This is a genomic window from Kribbella sp. NBC_00709, from assembly GCF_036226565.1.
Classification (GTDB): Bacteria; Actinomycetota; Actinomycetes; order Propionibacteriales; family Kribbellaceae; genus Kribbella.
In genome coordinates, this window is the sequence record NZ_CP108996.1 from 7,190,303 (window position 1) to 7,212,846 (window position 22,544).

Sequence of the window (22,544 nt, forward strand, 5' to 3'; positions counted from 1 at the left end):
TTCGTGTACGGCGGAATTTCTGGTGAGTCACGGAGACCGACTGCTTCTACTCTCACTGTGCGCCATGGTGCAGTCACCGTGTGCTGACAATCGGAGTGTCGTACGCCACTTCGAATCGAGTCCGGATCGATACCTGTCCCATCACCTACCTCCTATACCCAGCCGCATGCCGTCGCAGGCCCCGCCTGCCACGTTTTGGGGGTGCGGCCGCATAGGCTGTCCGTAGTCAGTGTGTGAACCAGTGAAGGAGCCCAGTGGCCGCCCCGACGCCTCGCAGTACCGAGATCGACCCGGCGTACAACGCCCGCCATCTGCTCGTCCTCGAGGGTCTCGAGGCAGTCCGGAAGCGGCCCGGTATGTACATCGGGTCCACCGACAGCCGCGGCCTGATGCACTGCCTGTGGGAGATCATCGACAACGCCGTCGACGAGGCCCTGGCCGGCCACGGTGAGCGGATCGACGTGGTGCTCCACAAGGACGGCTCGGTCGAGGTCGTCGACCGCGCTCGCGGCATCCCGGTCGACATCGAGCCGAAGACCAAGCTGAGCGGTGTCGAGGTGGTGTTCACCAAGCTGCACGCCGGCGGCAAGTTCGGCGGCGGGTCGTACAACGCGTCCGGTGGTCTGCACGGCGTCGGCGCCTCGGTGGTGAACGCGCTGTCCGCGCGGCTGGACGTCGAGGTGGATCGCGGCGGGACGATCTGGACCACTTCGTTCCGGCGTGGCGTCGCGGGGGAGTTCGACTCCGAGGGTGCGACTGCCTCGTTCACCCCGTCGAAGGGGCTGCGGAAGGCCGGCCGGGCCAAGAAGGGCGTCACCGGCACCCGGATCCGGTACTGGGCGGATCGGCAGATCTTCACCAAGGACGCGGCCTTCAACTACGACGAGCTGGTGACCAGGGCGCGGCAGACGTCGTTCCTGGTGCCGGGGCTGTTGCTGGTGATCCGTGACGAGCGCGGCGACGAGGTCACCGAGGAGCACTTCAAGCACGACGGCGGGATCAGCGAGTTCTGCGAGTTCCTGGCGACCGACCAGAAGGTCACCGAGGTCGTCCGGCTGGCGGGGACCGGGCACTTCACCGAGACGGTGCCGATGCTCGACGACGCCGGCCACATGACCCCGTCCGACGTCGAGCGCGATCTCGACGTGGACATCGCGGTCCGCTGGGGCGACGGGTACGAGACCGAGCTGCGGTCGTTCGTGAACATCGTGGCCACGCCGAAGGGCGGCACCCACGTCAACGGGTTCGAGCGCGCGCTCTCGAAGAGTTTCACGAATGCACTTGATGGCACCCGGCTGCTGAAGAGCGGTGAGGAGATCATCAAGGACGACGTCCTCGAGGGTCTGACCGCGGTCGTGACGGTCCGGCTGGCGGAGCCGCAGTTCGACGGCCAGACCAAGGAAGTCCTCGGTACGCCGGCGGCCTCGCGGATCGTCGCGAAGGTCGTGCAGACCGAGCTCGAGGCGTTCCTGACCTCGACGAAGCGCGAGCACAAGGCGCAGGCGCGGGCCGTGCTGGAGAAGGTCGTCGCCGCCTCGCGGACCCGGGTGGCGGCTCGCCAGCACCGGGAGCTGCAGCGGCGCAAGACCGCGCTGGAGTCCTCGGCGCTGCCGGCCAAGCTGGCCGACTGCCGCAGCAACGACGTCGACCGGTCCGAGCTGTTCATCGTCGAGGGTGATTCGGCGCTCGGTACGGCGAAGCTCGCGCGGAGCTCGGAGTTCCAGGCGCTGCTGCCGATCCGGGGCAAGATCCTCAACGTGCAGAAGGCGTCGGTCGGCGACATGCTGAAGAACGTCGAGTGCGCGTCGATCATCCAGGTGGTGGGCGCCGGCTCGGGCCGGACGTTCGACCTGGAGCAGGCGCGGTACGGGAAGATCATCTTCATGGCCGACGCCGACTCCGACGGCGCCCACATCCGCTGCTTGCTCGCCACGCTGTTCTTCCGGTACATGCGGCCGCTGGTGGAGGCGGGGCGGGTCTACACCGCCGTACCGCCGCTGCACCGGTTCGAGCTGACGAACCCGAAGAAGGGTCAGGACAAGTACCTGTACACCTACAGCGACGCGGAGCACCAGCGGAAGACAGCCGAGCTGATGAAGAAGGGCGTCCGCTGGAAGGAGCCACCGCAGCGCTACAAGGGCCTCGGTGAGATGGACGCCGACCAGCTGGCGGAGACCACGATGGACCCGCGGCACCGCACCCTGCGCCGCATCACCGTCGACCACGCCGAGGACGCCGCCAAGGTCTTCGACCTCCTGATGGGCAACGACGTCGCGCCCCGCAAGGAGTTCCTCGTCCAGGGCGCCTACGAACTGGACGAGAACCGCATCGACGTCTGATGCGGCTGGCGTGCTTCGATCTGGACAACACCCTGATCGATCGTGACGGGGCGTTCCTGGCGTGGGCGCGCTGGTGGGTCGATCGCGCCGGACTCGATCCGGCGGCGGTCGACCGGCTGGTTGCTCATGACAACGGCGGGTTCAAGTCGCGGGGTGAGTTGTTCGCTGCGTTCGAGCACGAGTTCGGGGCAGCCATCTCGGTCGACGAGTACGACCGGGAGCATCCGTCGTTCACCTGGGTCGAGCCGGCGGTGCTGGAGGGACTGGCCTCGTTGCGTACGGCGGGTTGGCGCGTGGCCGTGGTGACGAATGGCGGCGTGGTTCAGCAGAGCCGGAAGCTCGCGCACACGGGGATCGTGGATGCGGTGGACTACTGCTGCATCTCGGAGGCGGTCGGGGTGCGGAAGCCGGATGCGCGGATCTTCTCGATCGCGGCTGAGAAGGCGGGTGCTTCCTTGGACCGCGGGTGGATGGTGGGCGACCATCCGGCGTACGACATCGCCGGAGGCATCAACGCCGGACTGAGCACGATCCGCGTCGGCGGCCACCATGCGGTGGACCCGCCGGCCGCGGATCATCACGTCGACTCTGTGCTCGAAGCGTTCGCCATCCTGTCTGTCAGTTGAGGGCGTCGGCCAAGGCCTTGCGGCCGCCGACGACCGGGATGTCGATGGAGCTGTGGGCCAGGTCGACGGTGAGCCGGGTGCCAGGGGCAGGGCGGACGGTGAAGTCGCGGTCGCTCGACACGATCATCAGCGCCAACCGGTTTCCGGCCGGTACGACGGTGTCCTTGGGCTGCAGGTCGACATCCATCCGGTACATCTTGCCCGGCTTGACCGGCGCGTCGACCCAGTCGGACACCCGGTTGGCCGGATCGATCCAGCCGCGGGTGAGGATCGTGCCGACACCAGTTGGTGAGTAGCTGACCAGGGCCGCGGTCACGTTCGCCTTGGAAGCGCTGACAGCGAGCTGGAGCGAGGCCGACGGCGTACCGCTGATGCGGACCGGCTTGGTGAGCGGCGGCGTCTGGTAGACCAGTCGCACGTTCGAGGACGCCGTGTTCGCCGACGTGATGGCCGCGATCGACGCGTCATCCGTGAGCGTCTCCGGGGCCGTGCCCGGACGGGTCGGCGCGAAGGTCAGGCCACCGGTGGTCGGTGCTCCCGGCGTGAGGTGAAGGCCGGCCTGACCCGCGGCCGGGTCCGGCCACTCGGCGTACGGGGTGGGATTGGCATTGCCGCATTGCAGGCTGACGGTCGCGCCATCGGCGACCTTCTGACCGGTCCCCGTGGCCACCGGCGAGGCCAGGACCAGATGGGTCGAGTCGGGGATCTTCGTGATCAACCGGGTCGTGGTGGTGATCGTGCCGTCGGCGTTGGTCTGCGGCACGGTCAAGGAGAAGCCGATCCGGAACGGCCCCGTGCTGGCCACCGTCAGCGTCGCCGTGTTCGCCTGCTCGCCGGACACCGTGGTCTGGCGGGGTGGGCAGGACGCGGCCTCGCGGACGACCCACGACCGCGGTAGCTTCTCGACCCCGTTGGGTACGCCGTACAGGTACCGGGTGAACCAGTAGTTGATCAGCACGTCCGGCGGCGCACCGCCGTGGCCACCCTGGTGGAAGTAGAACATGTGCGGCACGTGATGCTTCTTGAGCGCGGCGTAGAACTGGGCCGCGTTCTTCGTCATCACGTTGAAGTCGTTATTGCCATGGGCAAGCAAGGTCGCGGCGCGGACGTTGCGCACGTCCTTCATGTAGTCGCGCTCCTGCCAGAAGCTGTTGCGGTTGCCGGTCGCGCGGTCGATGTGCTGCTCGATGTCGTCGATCACCGGCTGGCAGATGGTCCGCGCCCCGGTCTCGTCGAGGCGCGAATAGACCACGTCGGCGAGCACATCGAGGTCCTCGCCCTGGAAGGCGTTGTTGTTACCGGACGGGTTCGACGACGAGTGCGGCGCCCGGACCATACCGTTCGCGCGGTAGTAGTCGTACCAGTCGGAGATCGCCGAGATCGGCACGATGGCCTTCAGACCGGCCACCCCGGTCGTCGCGACGGCCTCCGGCAGAGTGCCGTTGTACGACGTGCCGATCATGCCGACGTTCCCGGTCGTCCAGCCGGCTACCGCTCGGGTGGAGCCATCCCTGGTCGTGTACGCGCGGGCACGACCGTTGAGCCAGTCGATCACCGCCTTCGCGGCCAGCGTCTCGTTCGTCCCACCGGACGTGGGGCAGCCGTCCGAGTGACCGGTACCCGGAGATTCCGCGTGGACGACTGCGAACCCGCGCGGCACCCAGGTCGACTCGTAGACGGTGCTGATCACCGGGCTGGTGTCGAACGCCGCCCAGAACGGCGCACGCGGTCGCGTCGCCGGCGGTGAGCCCAGCTCGTGGTCGACACCCCAGTTGCTGTACGTGTCCGCCGTACCCGCGTAGTAGGGACTGTCCTCGAAGATGACCGGCACCTTCAGTCCTTGGGTGCGGACTTCGGGCGGCGCGGTGAAGTCGGCGTGGATCCGGTCGGGCACGCCGTCGTGGTCGCTGTCGAACGACGCCTGCACCCAGACCTCACCGCTGTACCAGTCGGCGGGATTGGTCGAGAACACCGGCTGAGCGAGCCCGTCGACGAAGGTCGGGTTGACCGGCGTCAGCTGCTGCGACGCCTGGGCGGGACTGGCAATTGCCGCTGCCACGAGTGCGGTCGCTGCCGCAGCACTCACCAGAAGCCGGATTCTCATGCGTGGGCCCTCCCCAGCATTCGACGGGCGGATCGAACCTCTGAATCATCCGGCGCTGTTGCCCGAACCGCAACCGCTGGCCGCGGGGCGTACTGCGACGACCGTGCCGTCTGGTTCGGGGGAGACCCGTCGACCGTCGACCTCGACGTCGAAGCCGTCGGCGGTGATCATGAGGTCGATGGTGTGACCGCGATGGCCGAGACCAGTGAGCGTGACGTTGCCAGCAGCAACAGGTTGTGGACGGATGTGGAGCGAGCCGTCCGGGTTGGGTTGGATGCCGGCGAGGCCGGTGAGGACGGCCTCGGCTCCGGTCAGGCCGGCGACGATGTTGATGCGACGACCGGATGGGGGTGCGCCGGGTTTGTCGGAGTAGTGGTCCTGCGGGAAGTACGGATAGTGGTCGCCCATCCAGAACAGCCGGCGGAGGACGTCCCAGGCGAGGTCGGGGCGACCTTGTTGCCAGAGCGTCAGCGCGAGCTGGGGCGCCTCGCCGGTGTACGCGCCGCCGCCCGACCAGTCGATGTCCGCGGTCTCGTAATGCAGGTCGTCCTCGGCGCTGACACTGCTGACGCCGTACTCGCCGAGGAACGATCCGAGGTGACCGAGGAGCTTTGCCGCGACCGGCGGTGGGCAGGCGCCGGTGCGCAGGACATCGAAGGCCTGGATCGAGTAGGCCAGCTCGGTGTGGCCGTCGGGGTAGCGACTGCGGAACCAGCCGGCGTCGTGGTCCCAGAGCTGATCGATGATCGCGGCCCGGATCTGTTCCGCGGATTCCCGCAGTTCGGTGACGGGTAATGCGGCGCCGGTCAGGTCGGACAGTCCGGCGAGGGCATCGAGTGCCCAGGCCCGTTCGGCGTTGGGGCTGGCCACGACGTGCTCCCAGCCGGCGCTCCGCATTTCCAGCAGGTTGCTCTGGTCGCCGTAGTCCCGCAGTACGCCGGTCCGGTCGTCGGGCTGGAATCGCTTGTCCAGTGCGGTGATCACGTCGTACAGCCGGGCGACCAGCGAGGGGTCGAGCGAGCGCTCCGCGGCAGCCGCCTGAGTGAGAGCGACGAGCGCTGAACCGCTGTACGCGTACGCGACGCCGAGGCCGGTGCCGTCGGGCGCGATGGCGTAGCGGTCGGTGAGGTCGGCGTCGAGGAACGACTGGATGATGTCGAGGACGCTGTCGCCGAGCATCAGGCTCAGCACGTTCGGGGCGTATCCGCCGGTGTCCCACGCGTACGCGCAGAGAGCGCCGCCGTCGAGACCGGACGTTGCGATGAATGGCTGGGTGACGAAGCTGGGGTGGTCCCACCAGCAGGCGAGTCCGCTGGCGAGCGAGCGGCGGTAGTACTGCTCGAGGCCGGGGATGTCGGACGTGAGCGTCGGGATCCGACCGAGTGCCTGGGCGATGCGCGACTCCCAAGCGCGGGTGGTGTCGGCTGCCGACTGCGTGCCGGTGTGAACACCGATGGTGAAGGCCACCTCGCCATCAGCCTCAAGAGTTGCCGTGAGACCGCCGTGCGTCAGAGTGACCTCTTCGCCTCGACCGGCGGCAGGTGGAACCCAGCCCCACTCGGAAAGCGGCACCTCGCGGGCTTGGGTTGCAGCCAGCTCCGGGCAGACGGTGATCTCGTGGGTGTTGCCGGAGCGGTTCCGGATCCGCAGGGTGAGGACATAGCCGGGGGAGCCGTGGCATGGCGTGAGCGTGGACTCGACTGCGAGCGAGGTCAGGGAATCGGCGTACTGGTGGTAGGTGCCGCGACGCACGATCCGATCCGGCCGCCAGGTGCCGCCAGCCGGGAGAAGACCGCGATTGCCCGCGCCCGGGCGGGCCAGGTCGACGACCCGCTGCCCGTCGACCTCCAGCGAGATCGTGAGCCGGCTGTCGGGTGCGGCCAGTGGGGGAGCGAACCAGCCGCCGACCCCGCACACGGTCCCGGACAGCTGGCTGACTGTCCCGGTGCCACTGCCGACCCAGATCTCGGCGGGAGGCACGGCGCGGCGGAGGTCGAAGGCAAAGTCGTCGAGGGCGTACGGCGGCATGGGCGGCCTTCCTGGCATGTGGCCTGCGGGGATGTGGCCTGGTGGGGATGCGGCCTGATGGGGTGCGGGCGTGCCGGACCGGTCCCGGCAGGTGATCCCGGCCTGCGTAGGACCGGTCCAACACGGTCCGACGATCGTGGCACGAAGACGGCGACGGGCGCAATGCCCTGAAGTGAAACCGTGTGCAGACTAGGTGTTGACGCCGTACCGGCGCGCTGTTACGTTCCGGTGCCAGAACCTGTTGGACCAGTCCAACGGACCGAGACAGAGGACGGCCGGATGGCGAAGCTGACGATCCGCGACATCGCGGCGCTCTCCGGTCTGTCCAAGTCCACCGTGTCGCTGGTGCTGAACAACAGCCCGAAGGTCGACCCGGCGACTCGGCGGCACGTCCTCGCGGTGATGCGCCGGCACCGGTATGTGCCGAGTTTCGCCGCGACCGCGCTGGCCAAAGGGAGCACCCGCCTGATCGGCATGGTCGTGCCCGGCCTGTCCTGGCACATGGTTGCCTCGATCAACATCGGGGTGGCCGCGGTGACCGAGCGGAGCGGGTTCGACATCATCCTCTACACGGCGACCAACGACCGCGACTACGGTTCGCTGATCGACCGGATCCTGACGTCGAGCATGGTGTCAGGCCTGCTCGTGGTCAGTCATGAACAGCCGCTCGAGCCACTGGTGCAGCTGCACGAGGAGGGCCTGCCGGTCGTTCTCGTGAACACCATCGACGCGGACGTGGCGCTGCCGTCGGTCACGGCCGACAACTACGACGGCGCGCTGACGGCGATGGACCATTTGCTGCAACTCGGGCACGAGCGGATCGCTTGTGTACAAGGGCGGATGACGTACCGCTGCTGCCAGGACCGCTATCGCGGCTACCTGGACGCGCTCCGGTCGGCCGGCATCCAGCCGGACCCGGAGCTCACCAAGCCCGGCGACTTCCTGCCCGAGCAGATCCGTTCCCGGTCGCACGAGCTGTTCGCGCTGTCCGCCGGCGAGCGGCCTACGGCAGTGTTCGCGCACTCCGACGTGACGGCGTACGCGGTGATGACCGCGGCCGCCGAAGCCGGGCTGCGGGTGCCGGAGGACGTGTCGGTGATCGGCTTCGACGACATCGAGTCGGCGGCGCAGATCCGGCCGCCGTTGACCACGATCCAGCAGCCCTTCATCGACATGGGCAAGCGGGCGGCGGAGATGCTGCTGTCCGCGATCGGCCCGAACGACCCCGATCCGATTGACTCCGACCTGAACGACGACGAGCCGGGGGAGGCGGCGGACGTGGAGCCGTCGGCCGACCTGCCTCGTCTGGTGATGCCGACCAGCCTGATCGTCCGGGCGAGTTGCGGGCCGGTGCCCGTGACCCGGTCCCCGCGCGGACGCTCGCAGACCACCAAGGCCTGATCTCCGGATCGAGGTCCCGCCCGACCCGCTGACACAGCACGCACGTACGCCACAGCAGCCCAGGCCTTCCGCCGGCGGGCGATGCTGTCGCGCGCGCTCTCTGGAAGGAATCCGGAGTGTTCAGAAAACTGGCCACCGGTGTGACCCTTGCCCTCGTCGCCACGGTGGCGATCCAGACCACAGCCCATGCCGACGTGACCCCGTTCGAGGTGCTGCCGGCCGACGCCGTCGCCAACTTCACCGAGTTCAAGAGCCTCCCTACTGACGCGACCGAGCAGGTCGCGATCACCGGCAATCCCAACTTCACCAAGGCGCTCGAGATCGCCGTCCCGAACGGTCCGCAGAGTCCCGGCCTCGACGGGGAGTACGAGATCAGCCTCGGCGTGCCGGCTGCCGCGACGGTGACCGAAGGCGACGCGCTGGTCGCGACCGTGTGGGCCCGGTCGATCGAGCCGACGCCGGGGGCGACCACCGGCAACGCCCACCTGGTCTTCGAGACCGATGGATCACCGTTCAAGAAGTCGCTCAACGCCGCCTTGCTCTACGGCACGGAGTGGAAGAAGTTCGAGTTCCCGTTCCGCGCCGCGGCCACTTACGCCGCAGGCACGAGCACGGCCGCGCACCTGAACCTCTGGCTCGGGTACGGCACGCAGACGTTCCAGATCGCCGGCGTCTCGGTACAGGATCTCGGGCCGGGCAATCCAGCCGGCTACCCGCAGGTGACGTATGACGGTCGGGACGCGAACGCGGCCTGGCGTACTGCGGCGAACGCCAGGATCGACCAGTACCGCAAGGGGAATCTGGCCGTCTCGGTCGTCGACCCGGCCGGCAATCCCGTCAGCGGTGTGACCGTGTCCGCCGTACAGCAGACGAGTGCGTTCAAGTTCGGCGCCGCGTCCGATGGTGCCCGGCTGATCGGTGATCCGTCCGGCGGGATCAGCGGGACCGACCTGCAGCAGTACCAGACGAAGTACTCGACGCTGTTCAACCAAGGGGCCCTAGGCAACAACCTGAAGTGGAACCACTGGGAGACCCCGGCCGAGCGCGAGACGATCACGCTGCCGGCGCTGCAATGGATGCGCGAGCACGGGCTGCGGATCCGTGGCCACAACCTGATCTGGCCGTCGTGGGGACTGATGCAGCCCGACGTCGTGAACCTGCAGAACGACCCGGCCGCGCTGCGGGCGCGGATCAACACCCACATCACCGACGAGGCGTCGACGCTGGCCGGCCTCGTCGACGAGTGGGACGTGGTGAACGAGCCGTACTCCGAGCACAACGTCCAGGACATCCTCGGCCCGAACGAGCTCGCGAACTGGTTCCGGCTCGCGCATCAGGCCGACCCTCAGGCGAAGCTAGCTCTGAACGACTACGGACTCGTCGAGAACAACGGCTGGGAGAAGCGTCACCGCGACAGCGTCTTCAACATGGTGCAGTCGCTGAAGTCTTCGGGCGCGCCGATCGACACGGTCGGGTTCGAGAGCCACTTCAACGGCCTGCAGCTCACCTCGCCGGACGACCTGATGACGATCGTCGACCAGTTCGCCGGGCTCGGCGTGAACGTCGCGGTCACGGAGTTCGACGTCGACACCGACGACCAGCAGCTGCAGGCGGATTACACCCGCGACTTCATGACGGCGATGTTCTCGAACCCGAACGTCACCCAGATCAGCAACTTCGGGATCTGGTCGAAGAACATCTACAACCCGCGCGTCGCCCTCTACAACGACGACTGGTCGCCCAAGCCGAACGCTCTGGTCTGGGAGGACCTGATCAAGCACCAGTGGCACACCAGCGTGTCGGGTCAGACGAGTGCGGCTGGGTCCTTCGGTACGCGCGGATTCCTCGGCGACTATCTGGTGACAGTCACGGTGAACGGCGTCTCGAAGCAGGTCAAGGTTGCTATGCCGACCACTGCCGGCGCATCGGTGAAGGTGATCGTCGACGGCATCGCCACCACGGTCCGCGCCGACCAGCCGAATCCGATCGGCGACGGCGGGTTCGAGAGCGGCACCCGTGGCTGGACCGCCCTCGGCACTGGCCCAGCGACCGCAGCGAATGCGCACAGCGGCCACACAGCCCTCTCGCTGAGCCCAGGCTCCGGCGTAACCCAGAACGTCACCGGTCTCACACCCGGCACGAGCTATCTGCTGTCCGGATGGGGTCGCCTCAACGGCGGCGGCACCCAGTGCTACGTCGGAGTCCGTGGTGGCGCAACCGCCGGCACGCCGACCTTCCAGTACGAGCTCACGTACGCCGATGAGCGTGCGTACACGCAGAAGCTCGCGGCCTTCACCCCGCCGACCGGGACCAAGTGGGTCCAAGCGTTCGCCTGGTCGAATCCCAGCGCGTCTTCGCCGGAGTGCACTCTGGACGACCTGGCGATCACACCCACAGACGGTACGCCGCCACCGGCGCAGGGTCCGCCCGCAGTCACGCCGTACCTGCCGACACCGTCGGTGCTGGCGAACGGGTCGCTCGAGAACCAGTCGAACACCACCGGGTGGTACTGCCTGGGGACTTGCACGCTGAAGAACGCATCGACGACGCCGCACACCAGCGCTGGTGATCTGTCGGCGGCTGGGCGAGAGGCGGCTTGGGCCGGTCCGGCTCAGGGAGTGTCGGTCGTGAACGGTGGGCTGTACGACTCGTCGGCCTGGGTGCGATCGGCGTCCGGGTCGGACACCGCGATGGTCAGTCTGAAGCTGACCACGTCAACCGGATCGACAACCGTCAGGCTCGGCTCGGCGCCAGTCACCTCCACCGGGTGGACACAGATCTCGGCTCTGAACACCACGGTGTCCTGGACCGGGACGCTGACCAAGGCCGAGTGGTGGATCAGCACCACGAGCGGCGCAGGCGACTTGCTGGTCGACGACGCGTCGTTCGCGCCGATGGCCAAGACCGTCGCGAGCCCGCCGGCCGGACCGGCGGAGACCGTGTTCAATCCGGTGCAGCCGACGGCGGCGTGCGTCGTCCACAACGCCGACTCCTACACGGCGTACTTCGGCTACTCGAACGCCAACAACTACTACATCCCGGTCCCGGTCGGCGCCGACAACGCGTTCAGCCCCGGACCGGCGGATCGCGGCCAGACCGTCTCGTTCCTGCCCTTCCAACGCCCACGTCGCGTTGCGGTCACCTGGGACGGCAGCCCACTCACCTGGCGGCTCGGCTCCCTGTCCCAGACCGCGTCGTCGGCCTCACCGGCCTGCAGCTAAGTCACTGGAGGAATTCCCATGTCATCACCCATCTCACGGCGGACACTGTTCCGGGGTGCGGCCGCTCTGGCCGGCGCCGGCGCACTCGCCGGCTGCTCCTCGGGCAACGACGCCCAGGGGTCGAAGGCCAAGACCACCATCACCTACTGGGACTGGTACGCCAGCCAGGCCGGCTGGGTCGACAACGAGATCAAGCTGTTCCAGCAGGCGCACCCGGATATCGCCGTCAAGAAGACCACGCAGGTCAGTGACAAGTACGCCGACCTGGTGTCGCTGGCGTACCGGAGCAACAACCCGCCCGACATCCTGATGGTGCCGAAGAGCCCACAGCTCAGCCAGCAGGTGTCGCAGGACTGGCTGCTGCCCGTGGACAAGTGGGCGACCAAGTCCTGGCAGGCCGGCTTCCCGTCGGACAGCTTCGTCGAAGGAGTGGATGTCTTCGGCGGGAAGGTCTACACGGCGCCGTTCGCCGCGCCGGCGCCTTCGCTGCAGCTCTACGTGCACCACGGTGTCTTCAAGGACGCTGGTCTGACGCAAGCCGACGGCAGTGTGAAGCTGCCGAAGACCTGGGACGACGTGACTGCCGCCGCGGAAGCGATCGCCTCGAAGAGCGGCGGGAAGGTGGCTCCGTTCGGCTTCGGGAACTCGACGAACACGACCTTGGCCTGGTGGCTGGATCTGTTCGTCCGGGGAGCCGGCTCTCCGGGCGGTGCCGCGGTCGGCGGGATCGACGGCATGGACTACCGGGTCGGGCAGTGGACGTTCGGAAGCGATCGCAACTACCTCGACGTGATCAACCTGCTGCTGGAGTGGAAGAACAAGAACTGGTTCTACCCGAACTCGATGAGCATCTCCGACGAGCAGGCGCGAGCGTTCTTCGAACGCGGCCGGTTCGGGATGACGGTCGGCGGGGTGTGGAACCAGCCGGAGTGGAGCCAGCACAAGTTCACCGACTACAGCCTGGTCACGCTGCCTTCGCCTGGCGGGGACCCGAAGGCGCTGTTCTACGGACCGCCCGGTGGCCGGTTCGTGGCGGTGTCGTCGAAGACGCCGCATGCCGACGAAGCCTGGGCGTGGTTCGACTGGCTGTACAGCCCGGACGCGGGGAAGCGGTGGGTCGAGCAAGGCCAGGGGTTGTCGGTGTACGCGAAGAACAACGACCCGAAGAGCGTCACCTTCGCGCCCTTCGCCCAGTACGTCGGCATGTCCGGGGCAGCCGTGGTCGGACCGCAGCCGGCGATCCGGAACCCGAAGGTGTCGGCGGTTCAGCTCGCCGCGGTGAAGCCGGACATCAACGACGTACTCGCCGGGCTCTACACGGGACAGCTCAAGGATCCGCACAGCGCACTGACGGAGCTCGAGGGGAAGATGAACCAGGCGCTCGGCGACGCGATCAAGAAGGCGCCGGGGGCGTCCGCGAAGGACTTCGTCTTCCCGGACTGGGATCTCACCAAGGCCTACACGACGAAGCCGGGCGCCTGATGGTGATGACCGCCGTACGGCAGGATGTGACCGCTACCGGGCCGCCGCCAGCCGCGGCCCGGCGGCGGGCGCGCCGTCGTACCTATCTCTGGTCGTACGTGTACCTGGCGCCGATGATGGTGCTGCTGCTCGCGTTCGTGGTGTACCCGATCATCGCCTCGCTCGGCTACACGTTCTACAAATGGGACGGGATCGGGGACCCGTCGAACTTCGTCGGGCTGGCCAACTTCCGCCAGATCGTCCACGACAGCATCTTCTGGCGATCGCTCGGCCACACCTTCGTGTACGCCGCCTTCGTCGTGCCGGTGCAGCTCGTGCTGGCGTTGGCGCTCGCGCTGGTGCTGAACAACAAGCGTCTGCGGTTCGCGTCGTTCTACCGGACGCTGTTCTTCCTGCCGGTGGTGACGTCGGCGGCGGTGATCGGGGTCGTGATCCAGCTGCTGGTGTCGAACTTCGGCGATTCGATCAACACGTTGCTGCTCAACCTGCACCTGATCCATCAGCACATCGACTGGCTGGGGGATCCGCACTTCGCGATGGCGATCATCATCCTGGTCGGCATCTGGCACACGTTCGGCTACAACCTGGTGTACTTCCTGGCCGGGCTGCAGACCATCCCGGACGAGTTGTACGAGGCCGCGCGACTGGACGGCGCCGGCCGGATCGCGACGTTCCGGTACATCACGATCCCGATGCTGCGCGCGGTCGGAGTGGTGATCGTGATCCTCGCGGTGATCGGGACGTTCCAGATCTTCGACCTGGTGCAGGTTCTGACCAGCGGGGGCCCGTACTTCGCTACCGAGGTCGTGAACACGTACATCTACCACCTGGCGTTCGGCGGGAGTAACGCCAACGCGGTCCAGCCCGACATCGGCCTCGCATCCGCGGCATCGTTCATCTACGGCCTGCTGCTGATCGGGTTCTCCGTCGTCCAGGTCCTCGTACTGCGGTCGCTCGCTCGCCGGCGAGGTGCCTCGTGACTGTATTGATGCCGCGACTCCGTCGCGGCGGGTCATGGGGCTGTGACTCCCGGCCTTCCCTCGTCGCTCCGGTCGCTTCGCTCCCTGCGCTCCTCAGTCCAGGCCGGGAGGCCCCATGACCGGGCGGCGCGTAGTGACCGTGATGACGCATGTGGCGTTGCTGGTCAGCGGATTGGCCTGGCTGTATCCGCTGTTCTGGGCGCTCGGCTCATCGCTGAAGAGCGACGACGACTTCTTCACCGACGGGCTGAACCCGATGCCGTCGCACTTCCTCTGGGCGAACTATCTCAACGCCTGGCAGGAGGCATCGTTCGGCCGGTACTTCATGAACACAATACTGATCACTGTAGGCACAGTAGTGATCACGTTAGTAGTCACTTCCTGCGCGGGATACGTACTTGCCCGTACACGCTTCCCGGGACGCGGGTTCTTCCTCGGGCTGGTGTCGGCGACGCTGTTCCTGCCGCACGGGTACACGATCATTCCGGTGTTCGACCTGATGCAGCGGGTGCATCTGCTGAACAGTCTGTGGTCGGTCATCATCGTGCAGGCATCCGGCGGGGTGGTGTTCGGGACGTTCCTGTTCATGGGCTACTTCATGGCGATCGACAAGGAGCTCGAGGACGCTGCGCAGGTGGACGGCGCGAACTTCCATCAGACGTTCGCCCGGATCATGCTGCCGCTGTCCGGGCCGATGCTCGCCACGGTCGGCCTGTTCACCGCGATCACGGCGTGGAACAGCTTCTTCATCCCACTGGTGTTCACGCTCGGCCGGCCCGAACTGCGCACGCTGGCGATCGGCATGTACGCGTTCATCGGCGAGAACTCCACCGAGTGGACGCTGCTGTGCGCCGGAACGGTCATCACCCTCGCGCCGATCATCCTGCTCTTCGTGCTCCTGCAGCGTTTCTTCGTCAACGGTCTGGCCGGTGCGGTCAAGCAATAGGAGGTCCTGAATGCCAGTGCGAACGGCAATCGTCGGAACCGGGAACCGGGCCCAGCTCTTCACCGAGGGCCTGGCCAAGCGGGACGGGTACGAGGTCGTCGCGTTGTGCGATCCGAACTCGGTCCGGATGGCCTTCCACAACCGCATGCTGCTCGCGGCGGGCCGTCGTACCGCCCATCAATGGCCTCCCGGACGGTTCGAGGAGATGCTGCGGGTCGAGCGGATCGAGCTGCTGATCGTGACCAGCGTGGATGCGACCCACGACAGGTACATCGAGGCGGCGCTGCGAGCCGGCGTACGGGTCATCAGTGAGAAGCCGATGACGACCGATGCTGCGAAGGCGACGAGCATTCTGACGGCGGTCCGGGAGACTGGCGGCTCGTTGTCGGTTGCGTACAACTATCGCTTCAACCCGGTGCATCGGCGGGTGCGATCGTTGCTGGCGGAGGGATCCATCGGGGACATCCATTCGGTGCACTTCGAGTGGATGCTCGACGTGTCCCATGGCGCCGACTACTTCCGCCGCTGGCACCGCGACAAGGCGAACTCCGGGGGATTGATGGTGCACAAGGCCAGCCATCACTTCGATCTGGTGAACTGGTGGCTGGGCGCCGAGCCGCGAATCGTCTATGCACAAGGGCAATTGGCATTCTACGGACCTGATCAGCCGCACGGCTACACGCGCTCGTACGCGCGGGTGCATGGATCCACGGAGGCGCTCGACGATCCGTTCGCCCTGCACCTGGCCGACAACGCGACGTTGACCGAGCTGTACCTGGAGGCAGAGGCCGAGGACGGCTACTACCGGGATCGCAACGTCTTCGCGCCAGGAGTGTCGATCGAGGACGACATGGCCGTACTGGTGTCCTACAACACCGGGGCGACGATGACGTACCACCTGACCGCGTACTCACCGTCCGAGGGCTACCGGGTGATGTTCAACGGATCGCGCGGCCGACTGGAGTTGAATGTCGAAGAGTCGACATTTACCGCACCGAATCAACGGGTCGAATCGTCCAAAGGCTGGGTCCACGGAGACCTCGCCGCGCCGACCGCGGGACGTACGACGATCACGCTACGCCCGTTGTGGGAACCGCCGGTCGACCACACCGTCGCCCACGATCACGCCGGCCACGGTGGAGCCGATGCCCGGGTACTCGCCGCTCTGCTCGACGATGAACCAACCGAGGGAGCCGACATCGCCGACGCCCGCCAAGCAGCCCTGGCACTGGTCACCGGCCTTGCAGCCAACCAGTCCTTCAAGACAGGGCTGCCCGTCCGGACGGCCGACGTATTGCCGCTGTGATGTACAGAAAACTGATCATGCCGAGCGGGAGCGTGATCAGTTTTCTGTACTAGCTGAGTGCTGCGCGGAGGACTGCGTGGGCGCCGTTGACGATTGCTTCGCGGTTCGCCTCGTAGGTCGGGTCGGTGATTGCGGTCTTGTTGGCCGGGTCGAACGAGAGCACGGGGACGTGCAGGTGGCCAGCGGGCATCGAGGGGTCGAGGAGGTCGCGTTGGAGGGTGTTGCGGTAGGCGACTTCGTTGGAGAGGTAGCCGCCGCCGGTGCCCTCCGAGGCGATGGAGCCGGGCGTAGGTCCGTCGGGTCGGCGTACGGGTGCGGTCTCGCCGGCCGGGATCTCCAGGACCGACGTGTTCACCCGGGTCCGGAACGGTGCGACGTTCGCCTGCGACATCCGCGCCAGTGGCAGGCTCGAGGTCAAGAACTCAGGACCCGGCGGCATGCTGGGGGAGACGACCGGTGCGTCCACCGTGCCGCCGCCCCAGAGGTTGTTGTTGTCGCCGATCGAGCTGACCGAGCGACGCCGGCCGTTGAACACCTCGAGGTCGAAGATGCCGACGCGGCCCTGGCTCGCGGTCATGACGAGATCCGCGTGCTGCGGCCCCGGCCGGTAGTGCGGTGCGAGAGCGTTCTCGACCATGTTCTCGTCGAAGTCGGTGTAGCGGACCGGGAAGACCACGGTCTGGATCTCGTACGTCTTGCCGTTCACCGTCCAGCGCCGACCATCGAGGGTCAGCGCGTTCGCGCCGGACGGGTTGCCGATCCGGATGTCCGCGTCGAGCGTGAACGGGTCGAAGCCGGTGACGAGGATCTTGCGCACACCCGGCGCGAAGCGGGTGCTCGTGATGCCGCGAGAGGCGTATTCGAACGACTGGATCAGGCCGGCGCGTTCCGTCGTACCGAGACCGAAGCGTGGTTGCCATTGGCGTAAGGCGAACGCCATCGAGATCCGCGCCCAGTACAGGCCACGGTCGTCGGTGGCCGGCAGTGCATCGGCGCCATGCACGGGATGCTGAGCCCGGTACGTCGCCGTACGCCAGAGGGTCTCGCCCTGGGTGCGGACGAGTGCTGCTGCGGCCTGACGGTTCGGCACCCGGCACAGGAGCTGAGTGAACTGCTCAACCTGTCGATCGAAGCCGGACCGGCGGAGGATCTCGGCAGGCACCGACGACCCACCGGCCACGCCGGTGTCGAGCCGCTGCTCCTCGACCGTGCCGGCGACCGACTGATCCAGGCAGCCGCTTGCCGGCGCGGAGTAGGCCACAGGCGCGCCGGACAGGACAGCAGTCAATGCCAGCGCACCGACAAGCAGAGAACGATGGAATGAGCTGGGGCGGAGTCTCATACCGGATGTCTATCAGATCTTCCGCCGCCGGCAGAGAGATTCGAAGAACCTGAGAGTACTGCAGACTGTATGCAATCTGCTACCTTCGAGCTGACGGCACCCGCCCCGCCGTCCTTGCGCGAGGAGCACGCCGTTGACCAAGCCGCCCGCCGTTCAGATACCGGGACCTTCGCGCCGTCGCCTCCTCGCCGTCGCACTGGCCGCAGCACTGGTTGGCTGCACCGATGGCCCTGGAGCGACAGGCGGCACGCAGCGTCCGAGCATGCCAGGGCCGGCCGACTCGCCTGTGGTTGCTGACGGCAACCAAGCTCTGGAGCGGTTGATGGCGGGGAATGCGCGGTTCGTCGCGGCTCAGGAGGAGGATCTGGATGAAGGGATCGCGCGGCGAGTGGCGGTGAGCAAAGGGCAGCATCCGTTCGCGACGATCCTCGGCTGCGTCGATTCCCGCGTGCCGATCGAGCTCGTCTTCGACCAAGGACTCGGCGATCTGGTCGTCGTACGCAGCGCCGGCGGTGCGCTCGACCAGTCGGTGACCGGCAGCATCGAGTTCGGGATCGCCGAACTCCACACCCCACTCCTGCTGGTCCTGGGCCACCAGCGCTGCGGCGCACTGGACGCCATCATCAAGGCCCTGGACACCGGCCAACGCACCTCACACACCGACGGCCTCACTTATCTGGTGGACGCCCTCGCACCCGCAGTCCGCCAGGTAGCAGGCAAACCCGGCGACCGCCTGACCAACGCCGTACAAGCGAATGTCACCCTGACCCTCACCAGACTCCGCCAATCACCAGTCATCGGCCCACTGGCGAAGTCAGGCAAACTCACGATCGCCGCCGCCTACTACCAACTCGACACCGGCAAGGTCGTCCTTCAGTGACCCAGCTCAGTCGATCTGGGTCAGGTGGCCGTTGTCGACGTCGTACATGAAGCCGCCGACGAGGATGTCGTCGCCGATCAGGGGGTGTTCGCGGACGGCGGCCACGTCGCGGCGGAGGGCCTCGAGCTGGTCGGGGATGACCGAGATCGGGAGGTAGCCGGCGGGTTTGCCGGCGGCCTGTTCGACCTTGGCGCGCAGGTCGTCCTCGGACATCGCGGCCATCGCGCAGCGGGTGTGCGGGATGATCATGATCCGTCTTACGCCGAGCAGCTGGACGCCGAGCACCAGGCCGGTCAGCGTGATCTCGGTGACCCGCCCGCCGGCGGAGCGCAGTACCTTCGCGTCACCCGGCTTGAGGCCGAGCATCTCCAGCGGCGGGATCCGCGAGTCCATGCAGGTGACCACGCCGACGCCGGCGTGGGCGATCCCGTCGAAGCCGCCGTAGTGGAAATCGGCGGCGTAGTCCGCGTTGGCGGCGAGCAGGTCATCGAATCCGCCGCTCATCCGACCGCTCCTGACACTGGGGTTCCGGTTTGCAGGATCGACATCGCGAACGGTTCCTTTCCACACGAGTCCGGACGAGGAGGATCAGCGACTGCGCTGGAGACCGGCACGATCCACGAGCGGCCGTCGAGGTGCTGGACGCTGACAGTCTCGAGGTCTTCGGCCACCACCCGCAACGCATCCAGGGCAAGCTCGCCGGTGAGCTCGCGTACGGCGATCTCGGCGGCCTGACCGCGCTTGGTCCAGGTGGACCGGCCGCGCAGCCCGGTCAGTACCGTCTCGCCCCGATCGGCCGCGTGCAGCACCTCGGCCGCCGTCTCGACGGTGAGGTGCCCGTGCATCGTGCCGGCCGGCAGGTACGTCGCGGTCGGCGCGAAGCGGTGTCCGCCCAGATGATTGGCTTCCCACACGCGGCCCGGTGCCCGCGCTGCGAGTCCTGACACCAGAGGCCGGCCGAGGACCGCGCAGCATCCGTCGCGCTTGCCGTTCGTACACACGAGCACGACCGGCTCGTCGACCGGCGAGAGCCCGGGGAGCGACGCGATCACCGCGGCGCGGTCACCATGCGCGACCGCTTCGAGGTCAAGCTCGCCCAGCTCGGACGGATCCACGACCTGGCCGCCGAGCAGCCAGGTCCGGCCCGGCGTCGTCGACGCCACGAACACCTGGTGCGACCGCTCGACCGTGTCCGCGTGCCGGCCAGGGGACCGGATCAGCCCGAACCGTACGTCGACCTTCTTGCACTGGTCGTCGAACGGCCCACCGAACTCCGCGTCGAGATGACTCTGCGTCGGTGCCTTCGCACCCCACGGCCCCGGCTGTTCGACGACGACCCACCCGCGGGCCACGACCGCGGTGCCGGCCAGCGGCTCACGCAGTACCCGGCAGTACGTCGAGCACAGGCCGGGACGGCCGGTGGCATCAGGCGCAGGGGTCACACCCTCACGGTACGCGAGGTGAGACGGCTGTCCCTCATGATGATCATCATGTGTGCTTCAGGCCACGTCGTCCGAGCAGAAGGATGGCCAGGGCAGCGGCCAGGAACGCGCAGACGGCGGCACCGGCGAAGATCGCGTGAACTTGTGAAATGGCGGCGTCGCGGAGCGCGTCGATGAACGGTCGGCAGTTGCCGGGGGAGGACGGGCACAGCTCGTTCGGCGATTTGATGCCGTCGGCAAGGGCGTAGTACCGCCGGAGCCCGATCGCGGTCAGGGCGGAGACGCCGACGAGCATGCCGACCATGCGTGCGACGACCACCAGTGCGCTGACCAGGCCGTGGGTGTCTGCGGGCGTGGCGGCGAGCATGGCGGTGTTGAGAGGGGACAACGCCAGTCCGAAGCCGAAGCCGCACACCAGCAGTACTACGGTCGCCGGCCAGTGGTCGAGCGCCGTACGGCTCCAGAACGCCATCACCACGAACATCGCGCCGGACAATCCCAGCCCGCCGCCCGCGATCAGGCCGAGCCCGTAGCGTCGCGTCAGCCAGCCGCCGACAACCGCACCGACCGGCAGCGCGATCAGGAACCGCACCAGCACCAGGGCGGCGGCAAGCTGCCCACCGCCCTGGGTCGTGCGCGCAAAGACCGGTACGTCGACCAGCGCGGCGATCAGTGCGCACCCGATCAGGAAGCTGACCAGTAGCGAACCCCACGCGGGCGCCGCGCCCAGCAGACCACGAGGCACGATCGCTGCCGCGGTACGACGCTGCCACAGCGCGAACGCCACCGCGAAGACCGCAGCCGCCACGAGCAGCCACGGACCGGCCGGTGACATCAGTTCGCGTTCAGGGTCGGCGGTTGCAAAGGCCAGCACCACACCGGCGAGCGCACCGGCCAGCAGCGCCGCGCCGACCAGATCGACCCGCGCGAGGACACCGCCGAGGTGATCACGAGCCCGCCACCAGACCAATCCCAGCCACACCAACGCCAGGACCAGCGTGGCGACCCCGATCGGTGTCAGCAGCCGGGAGGTCCCAGCGAACGGCACGAATGGCAGCCCGAGCGTCACACCGGACGCGAGCCGCTCTGGCGCGGTCAGTGTGAGGCCAAGGGCGACGCAGGCGAGTACGCCGACCACGCCGGAGATCGGCGGCCATCGACGACCGCGAAGGAGGAGCGCGAGAACGACAGCAACCGTCAGATTGAGCCAGAAGATGTACCGCCAGTCGGCGACCGCGAGTACGGCGGCGCCGAGCAACGGACCGAGGACCGAGCCGAGCTCCTGCACCGCACCGACGACACCGAGCGGCAGTCCACGGCGCTCAGCCGGCCAGAGATCGGCAACGAGCGCCAGCGTGGCTGGAACGAGCCCACCACCGCCGACACCCTGAAGAAACCGACCGGTTACCACCATGGGCAGGTCGTACGCACCGGCCGTGATCAGCGACCCGACCGCGAACAGCAGCAGCGCACCGACCAGCACCGGCGTCCGCCCGGCGACATCGGCGATCCGCCCGATCAGCGGCAGTACGGCGATGTACCCGAGCAGGAACCCGGAGATGATCGGCGCCGCCCGCTGCAACTCGTCGGCGGACAACCCGACTCCGGCCATCATGTCGGGCAGCGCGAGCACCACGACGTACGTGTCCGCCGCCGCGAACGCGACCGCGATGGAGGCCAGGGTGAGGCGAGTCCTCGCCGCGTGACGCCCAGCCTGAGCCTGGCCCGCAGCCTCGGTCACGGCTTGGTGATCTCGACCTTCTCGCCGTACTTGTCCAGGGTGACGTCGTAGCTGCTCGTCGCGCCGGAGTAGAACGGCCCGGTGATGGTCGCGGAGACGAGTTGCTTGGCGTCCTTGTCGATCTTGAAGGTGCTCGGGAAGTCCTTGTCCGCGGGCGCCTTCGGGAAGATGCCTTGCAACGCCTTGCCCTCGACCGAACCGGTGACCTCGGTCAGCACCTTGGCGCCCTGCCGGGTGTCGCCGGTGATCTTCGGATCCTTCAGTGTCGGCAGGACCGCGGTCAGCCCCTTCGCCGGATCGAGCAGGACCGCCGGGTCAGGAGCGCCGAGCGAGACCAGCTGGGACGGCGGGAGCTCGATGTAGGTGGGTGCGAACGACAGCTTGGCGTACACCTTGCTGCCGACCGAGACCACCTCGGCGTCGATCGGCGCACCGCCGGACCGCACCGTCAGCTTGCCCTTGAACGCTGGCGCGTGCGTGGCGACACCGTCGCCACTGGCCAGCGTCTGCGCGTTGTCCGGCAGATCGCGACCGGTCAGCACGATGTGCACGCTGGCCGCGTCGTCGATCGTCTTCTTGACGTCGGTCAGCAGCGCGACCGCGTCGCCGCCGCCGGACTGCCCGCCCCCGCCGGTGTCCTTCTTGTCGCTGCATCCGGCCAGCGCAAGTACTACGACCGCGCCGAGCGCGAGCAGTCTCTTCACGG

The 22,544-nt window shown here is 67.6% G+C and carries 16 protein-coding genes; 9 read left to right on the forward strand and 7 right to left on the reverse strand.

Annotated features, from left to right (window positions below):
• The first annotated feature begins 254 nt into the window (after positions 1-254).
• Complete coding sequence (locus OHA18_RS35125; protein ID WP_328999667.1) at positions 255-2,339, forward strand: DNA gyrase/topoisomerase IV subunit B; 2,085 nt, start codon at positions 255-257, stop codon at positions 2,337-2,339.
• The gene (locus tag OHA18_RS35130) at positions 2,339-2,965 is read left to right on the forward strand and encodes an HAD family hydrolase (RefSeq protein ID WP_328999668.1); all 627 of its coding nucleotides are present in this window, start codon (positions 2,339-2,341) and stop codon (positions 2,963-2,965) included. The genes OHA18_RS35125 and OHA18_RS35130 overlap by 1 nt, the downstream gene beginning before the upstream one ends.
• Here OHA18_RS35130 and OHA18_RS35135 read toward each other — a convergent pair.
• A complete protein-coding gene (locus OHA18_RS35135; RefSeq protein WP_328999669.1) occupies positions 2,958-5,069 on the reverse strand; it encodes a Xaa-Pro dipeptidyl-peptidase in 2,112 nt (703 codons plus the stop codon). The two genes, OHA18_RS35130 and OHA18_RS35135, sit on opposite strands and share 8 nt — an antisense overlap.
• 45 nt (positions 5,070-5,114) lie before the next feature.
• Positions 5,115-7,097, reverse strand: coding sequence for an MGH1-like glycoside hydrolase domain-containing protein (locus OHA18_RS35140; RefSeq protein WP_328999670.1), 1,983 nt, complete (start codon positions 7,095-7,097; stop codon positions 5,115-5,117).
• 279 nt (positions 7,098-7,376) lie between these two features.
• On the opposite strand from OHA18_RS35140, the gene OHA18_RS35145 reads away from it, so the two are divergent.
• The 6 genes from OHA18_RS35145 to OHA18_RS35170 all read left to right on the forward strand — a co-directional run bounded on the left by OHA18_RS35145 (position 7,377) and on the right by OHA18_RS35170 (position 16,433).
• Entirely contained in the window at positions 7,377-8,498 is a 1,122-nt protein-coding gene (locus OHA18_RS35145; protein WP_328999671.1) for a LacI family DNA-binding transcriptional regulator, read from the forward strand.
• Between the two features lie 116 nt (positions 8,499-8,614).
• A complete protein-coding gene (locus tag OHA18_RS35150) occupies positions 8,615-11,719 on the forward strand; it encodes an endo-1,4-beta-xylanase (RefSeq protein WP_328999672.1) in 3,105 nt (1,034 codons plus the stop codon).
• Positions 11,720-11,737: 18 nt separating this feature from the next.
• The gene (locus OHA18_RS35155; RefSeq protein WP_328999673.1) at positions 11,738-13,201 is read left to right on the forward strand and encodes an ABC transporter substrate-binding protein; all 1,464 of its coding nucleotides are present in this window, start codon (positions 11,738-11,740) and stop codon (positions 13,199-13,201) included.
• Positions 13,201-14,181, forward strand: a complete 981-nt coding sequence (locus OHA18_RS35160) for a carbohydrate ABC transporter permease (protein ID WP_328999674.1) — start codon at positions 13,201-13,203, stop codon at positions 14,179-14,181. The genes OHA18_RS35155 and OHA18_RS35160 overlap by 1 nt, the downstream gene beginning before the upstream one ends.
• Before the next feature lie 115 nt (positions 14,182-14,296).
• Positions 14,297-15,127, forward strand: a complete 831-nt coding sequence (locus tag OHA18_RS35165) for a carbohydrate ABC transporter permease (protein ID WP_328999675.1) — start codon at positions 14,297-14,299, stop codon at positions 15,125-15,127.
• A 10-nt stretch (positions 15,128-15,137) separates the two neighbouring features.
• Positions 15,138-16,433 (forward strand): Gfo/Idh/MocA family oxidoreductase, encoded by a 1,296-nt coding sequence (locus OHA18_RS35170; RefSeq protein ID WP_328999676.1) that lies wholly within the window; start codon positions 15,138-15,140, stop codon positions 16,431-16,433.
• 49 nt (positions 16,434-16,482) lie between these two features.
• Here OHA18_RS35170 and OHA18_RS35175 read toward each other — a convergent pair whose 3' ends face one another.
• The gene (locus OHA18_RS35175; protein ID WP_328999677.1) at positions 16,483-17,775 is read right to left on the reverse strand and encodes a hypothetical protein; all 1,293 of its coding nucleotides are present in this window, start codon (positions 17,773-17,775) and stop codon (positions 16,483-16,485) included.
• A gap of 262 nt (positions 17,776-18,037) precedes the next feature.
• On the opposite strand from OHA18_RS35175, the gene OHA18_RS35180 reads away from it, so the two are divergent.
• A complete protein-coding gene (locus OHA18_RS35180) occupies positions 18,038-18,655 on the forward strand; it encodes a carbonic anhydrase (protein WP_328999678.1) in 618 nt (205 codons plus the stop codon).
• A gap of 6 nt (positions 18,656-18,661) precedes the next feature.
• Here OHA18_RS35180 and OHA18_RS35185 read toward each other — a convergent pair whose 3' ends face one another.
• The 4 genes from OHA18_RS35185 to OHA18_RS35200 are packed head-to-tail and all read right to left on the reverse strand — an operon-like array spanning position 18,662 to position 22,542.
• On the reverse strand, positions 18,662-19,159 hold the full coding sequence (locus tag OHA18_RS35185) for a beta-class carbonic anhydrase (protein WP_328999679.1): 498 nt from the start codon (positions 19,157-19,159) through the stop codon (positions 18,662-18,664).
• On the reverse strand, positions 19,156-20,097 hold the full coding sequence (locus OHA18_RS35190; RefSeq protein WP_328999680.1) for a sucrase ferredoxin: 942 nt from the start codon (positions 20,095-20,097) through the stop codon (positions 19,156-19,158). The genes OHA18_RS35185 and OHA18_RS35190 overlap by 4 nt, the downstream gene beginning before the upstream one ends.
• Positions 20,098-20,143: 46 nt before the next feature.
• Entirely contained in the window at positions 20,144-21,838 is a 1,695-nt protein-coding gene (locus OHA18_RS35195; RefSeq protein WP_328999681.1) for an MFS transporter, read from the reverse strand.
• Complete coding sequence (locus tag OHA18_RS35200) at positions 21,835-22,542, reverse strand: LppX_LprAFG lipoprotein (RefSeq protein ID WP_328999683.1); 708 nt, start codon at positions 22,540-22,542, stop codon at positions 21,835-21,837. The genes OHA18_RS35195 and OHA18_RS35200 overlap by 4 nt, the downstream gene beginning before the upstream one ends.
• Positions 22,543-22,544: the final 2 nt, after the last annotated feature.

Bases quoted from the DNA above. Each gene is read 5' to 3' on its own strand.
- OHA18_RS35130 (WP_328999668.1), top strand. From the start codon at position 2,339: ATGCGGCTGGCGTGCTTCGATCTGGACAACACCCTGATCGATCGTGAC.
- OHA18_RS35135 (WP_328999669.1), bottom strand. From the start codon at position 5,069: ATGAGAATCCGGCTTCTGGTGAGTGCTGCGGCAGCGACCGCACTCGTG.
- OHA18_RS35140 (WP_328999670.1), bottom strand. From the start codon at position 7,097: ATGCCGCCGTACGCCCTCGACGACTTTGCCTTCGACCTCCGCCGCGCC.
- OHA18_RS35145 (WP_328999671.1), top strand. From the start codon at position 7,377: ATGGCGAAGCTGACGATCCGCGACATCGCGGCGCTCTCCGGTCTGTCC.
- OHA18_RS35155 (WP_328999673.1), top strand. From the start codon at position 11,738: ATGTCATCACCCATCTCACGGCGGACACTGTTCCGGGGTGCGGCCGCT.
- OHA18_RS35160 (WP_328999674.1), top strand. From the start codon at position 13,201: ATGGTGATGACCGCCGTACGGCAGGATGTGACCGCTACCGGGCCGCCG.
- OHA18_RS35165 (WP_328999675.1), top strand. From the start codon at position 14,297: ATGACCGGGCGGCGCGTAGTGACCGTGATGACGCATGTGGCGTTGCTG.
- OHA18_RS35170 (WP_328999676.1), top strand. From the start codon at position 15,138: ATGCCAGTGCGAACGGCAATCGTCGGAACCGGGAACCGGGCCCAGCTC.
- OHA18_RS35175 (WP_328999677.1), bottom strand. From the start codon at position 17,775: ATGAGACTCCGCCCCAGCTCATTCCATCGTTCTCTGCTTGTCGGTGCG.
- OHA18_RS35180 (WP_328999678.1), top strand. From the start codon at position 18,038: ATGCCAGGGCCGGCCGACTCGCCTGTGGTTGCTGACGGCAACCAAGCT.
- OHA18_RS35185 (WP_328999679.1), bottom strand. From the start codon at position 19,159: ATGAGCGGCGGATTCGATGACCTGCTCGCCGCCAACGCGGACTACGCC.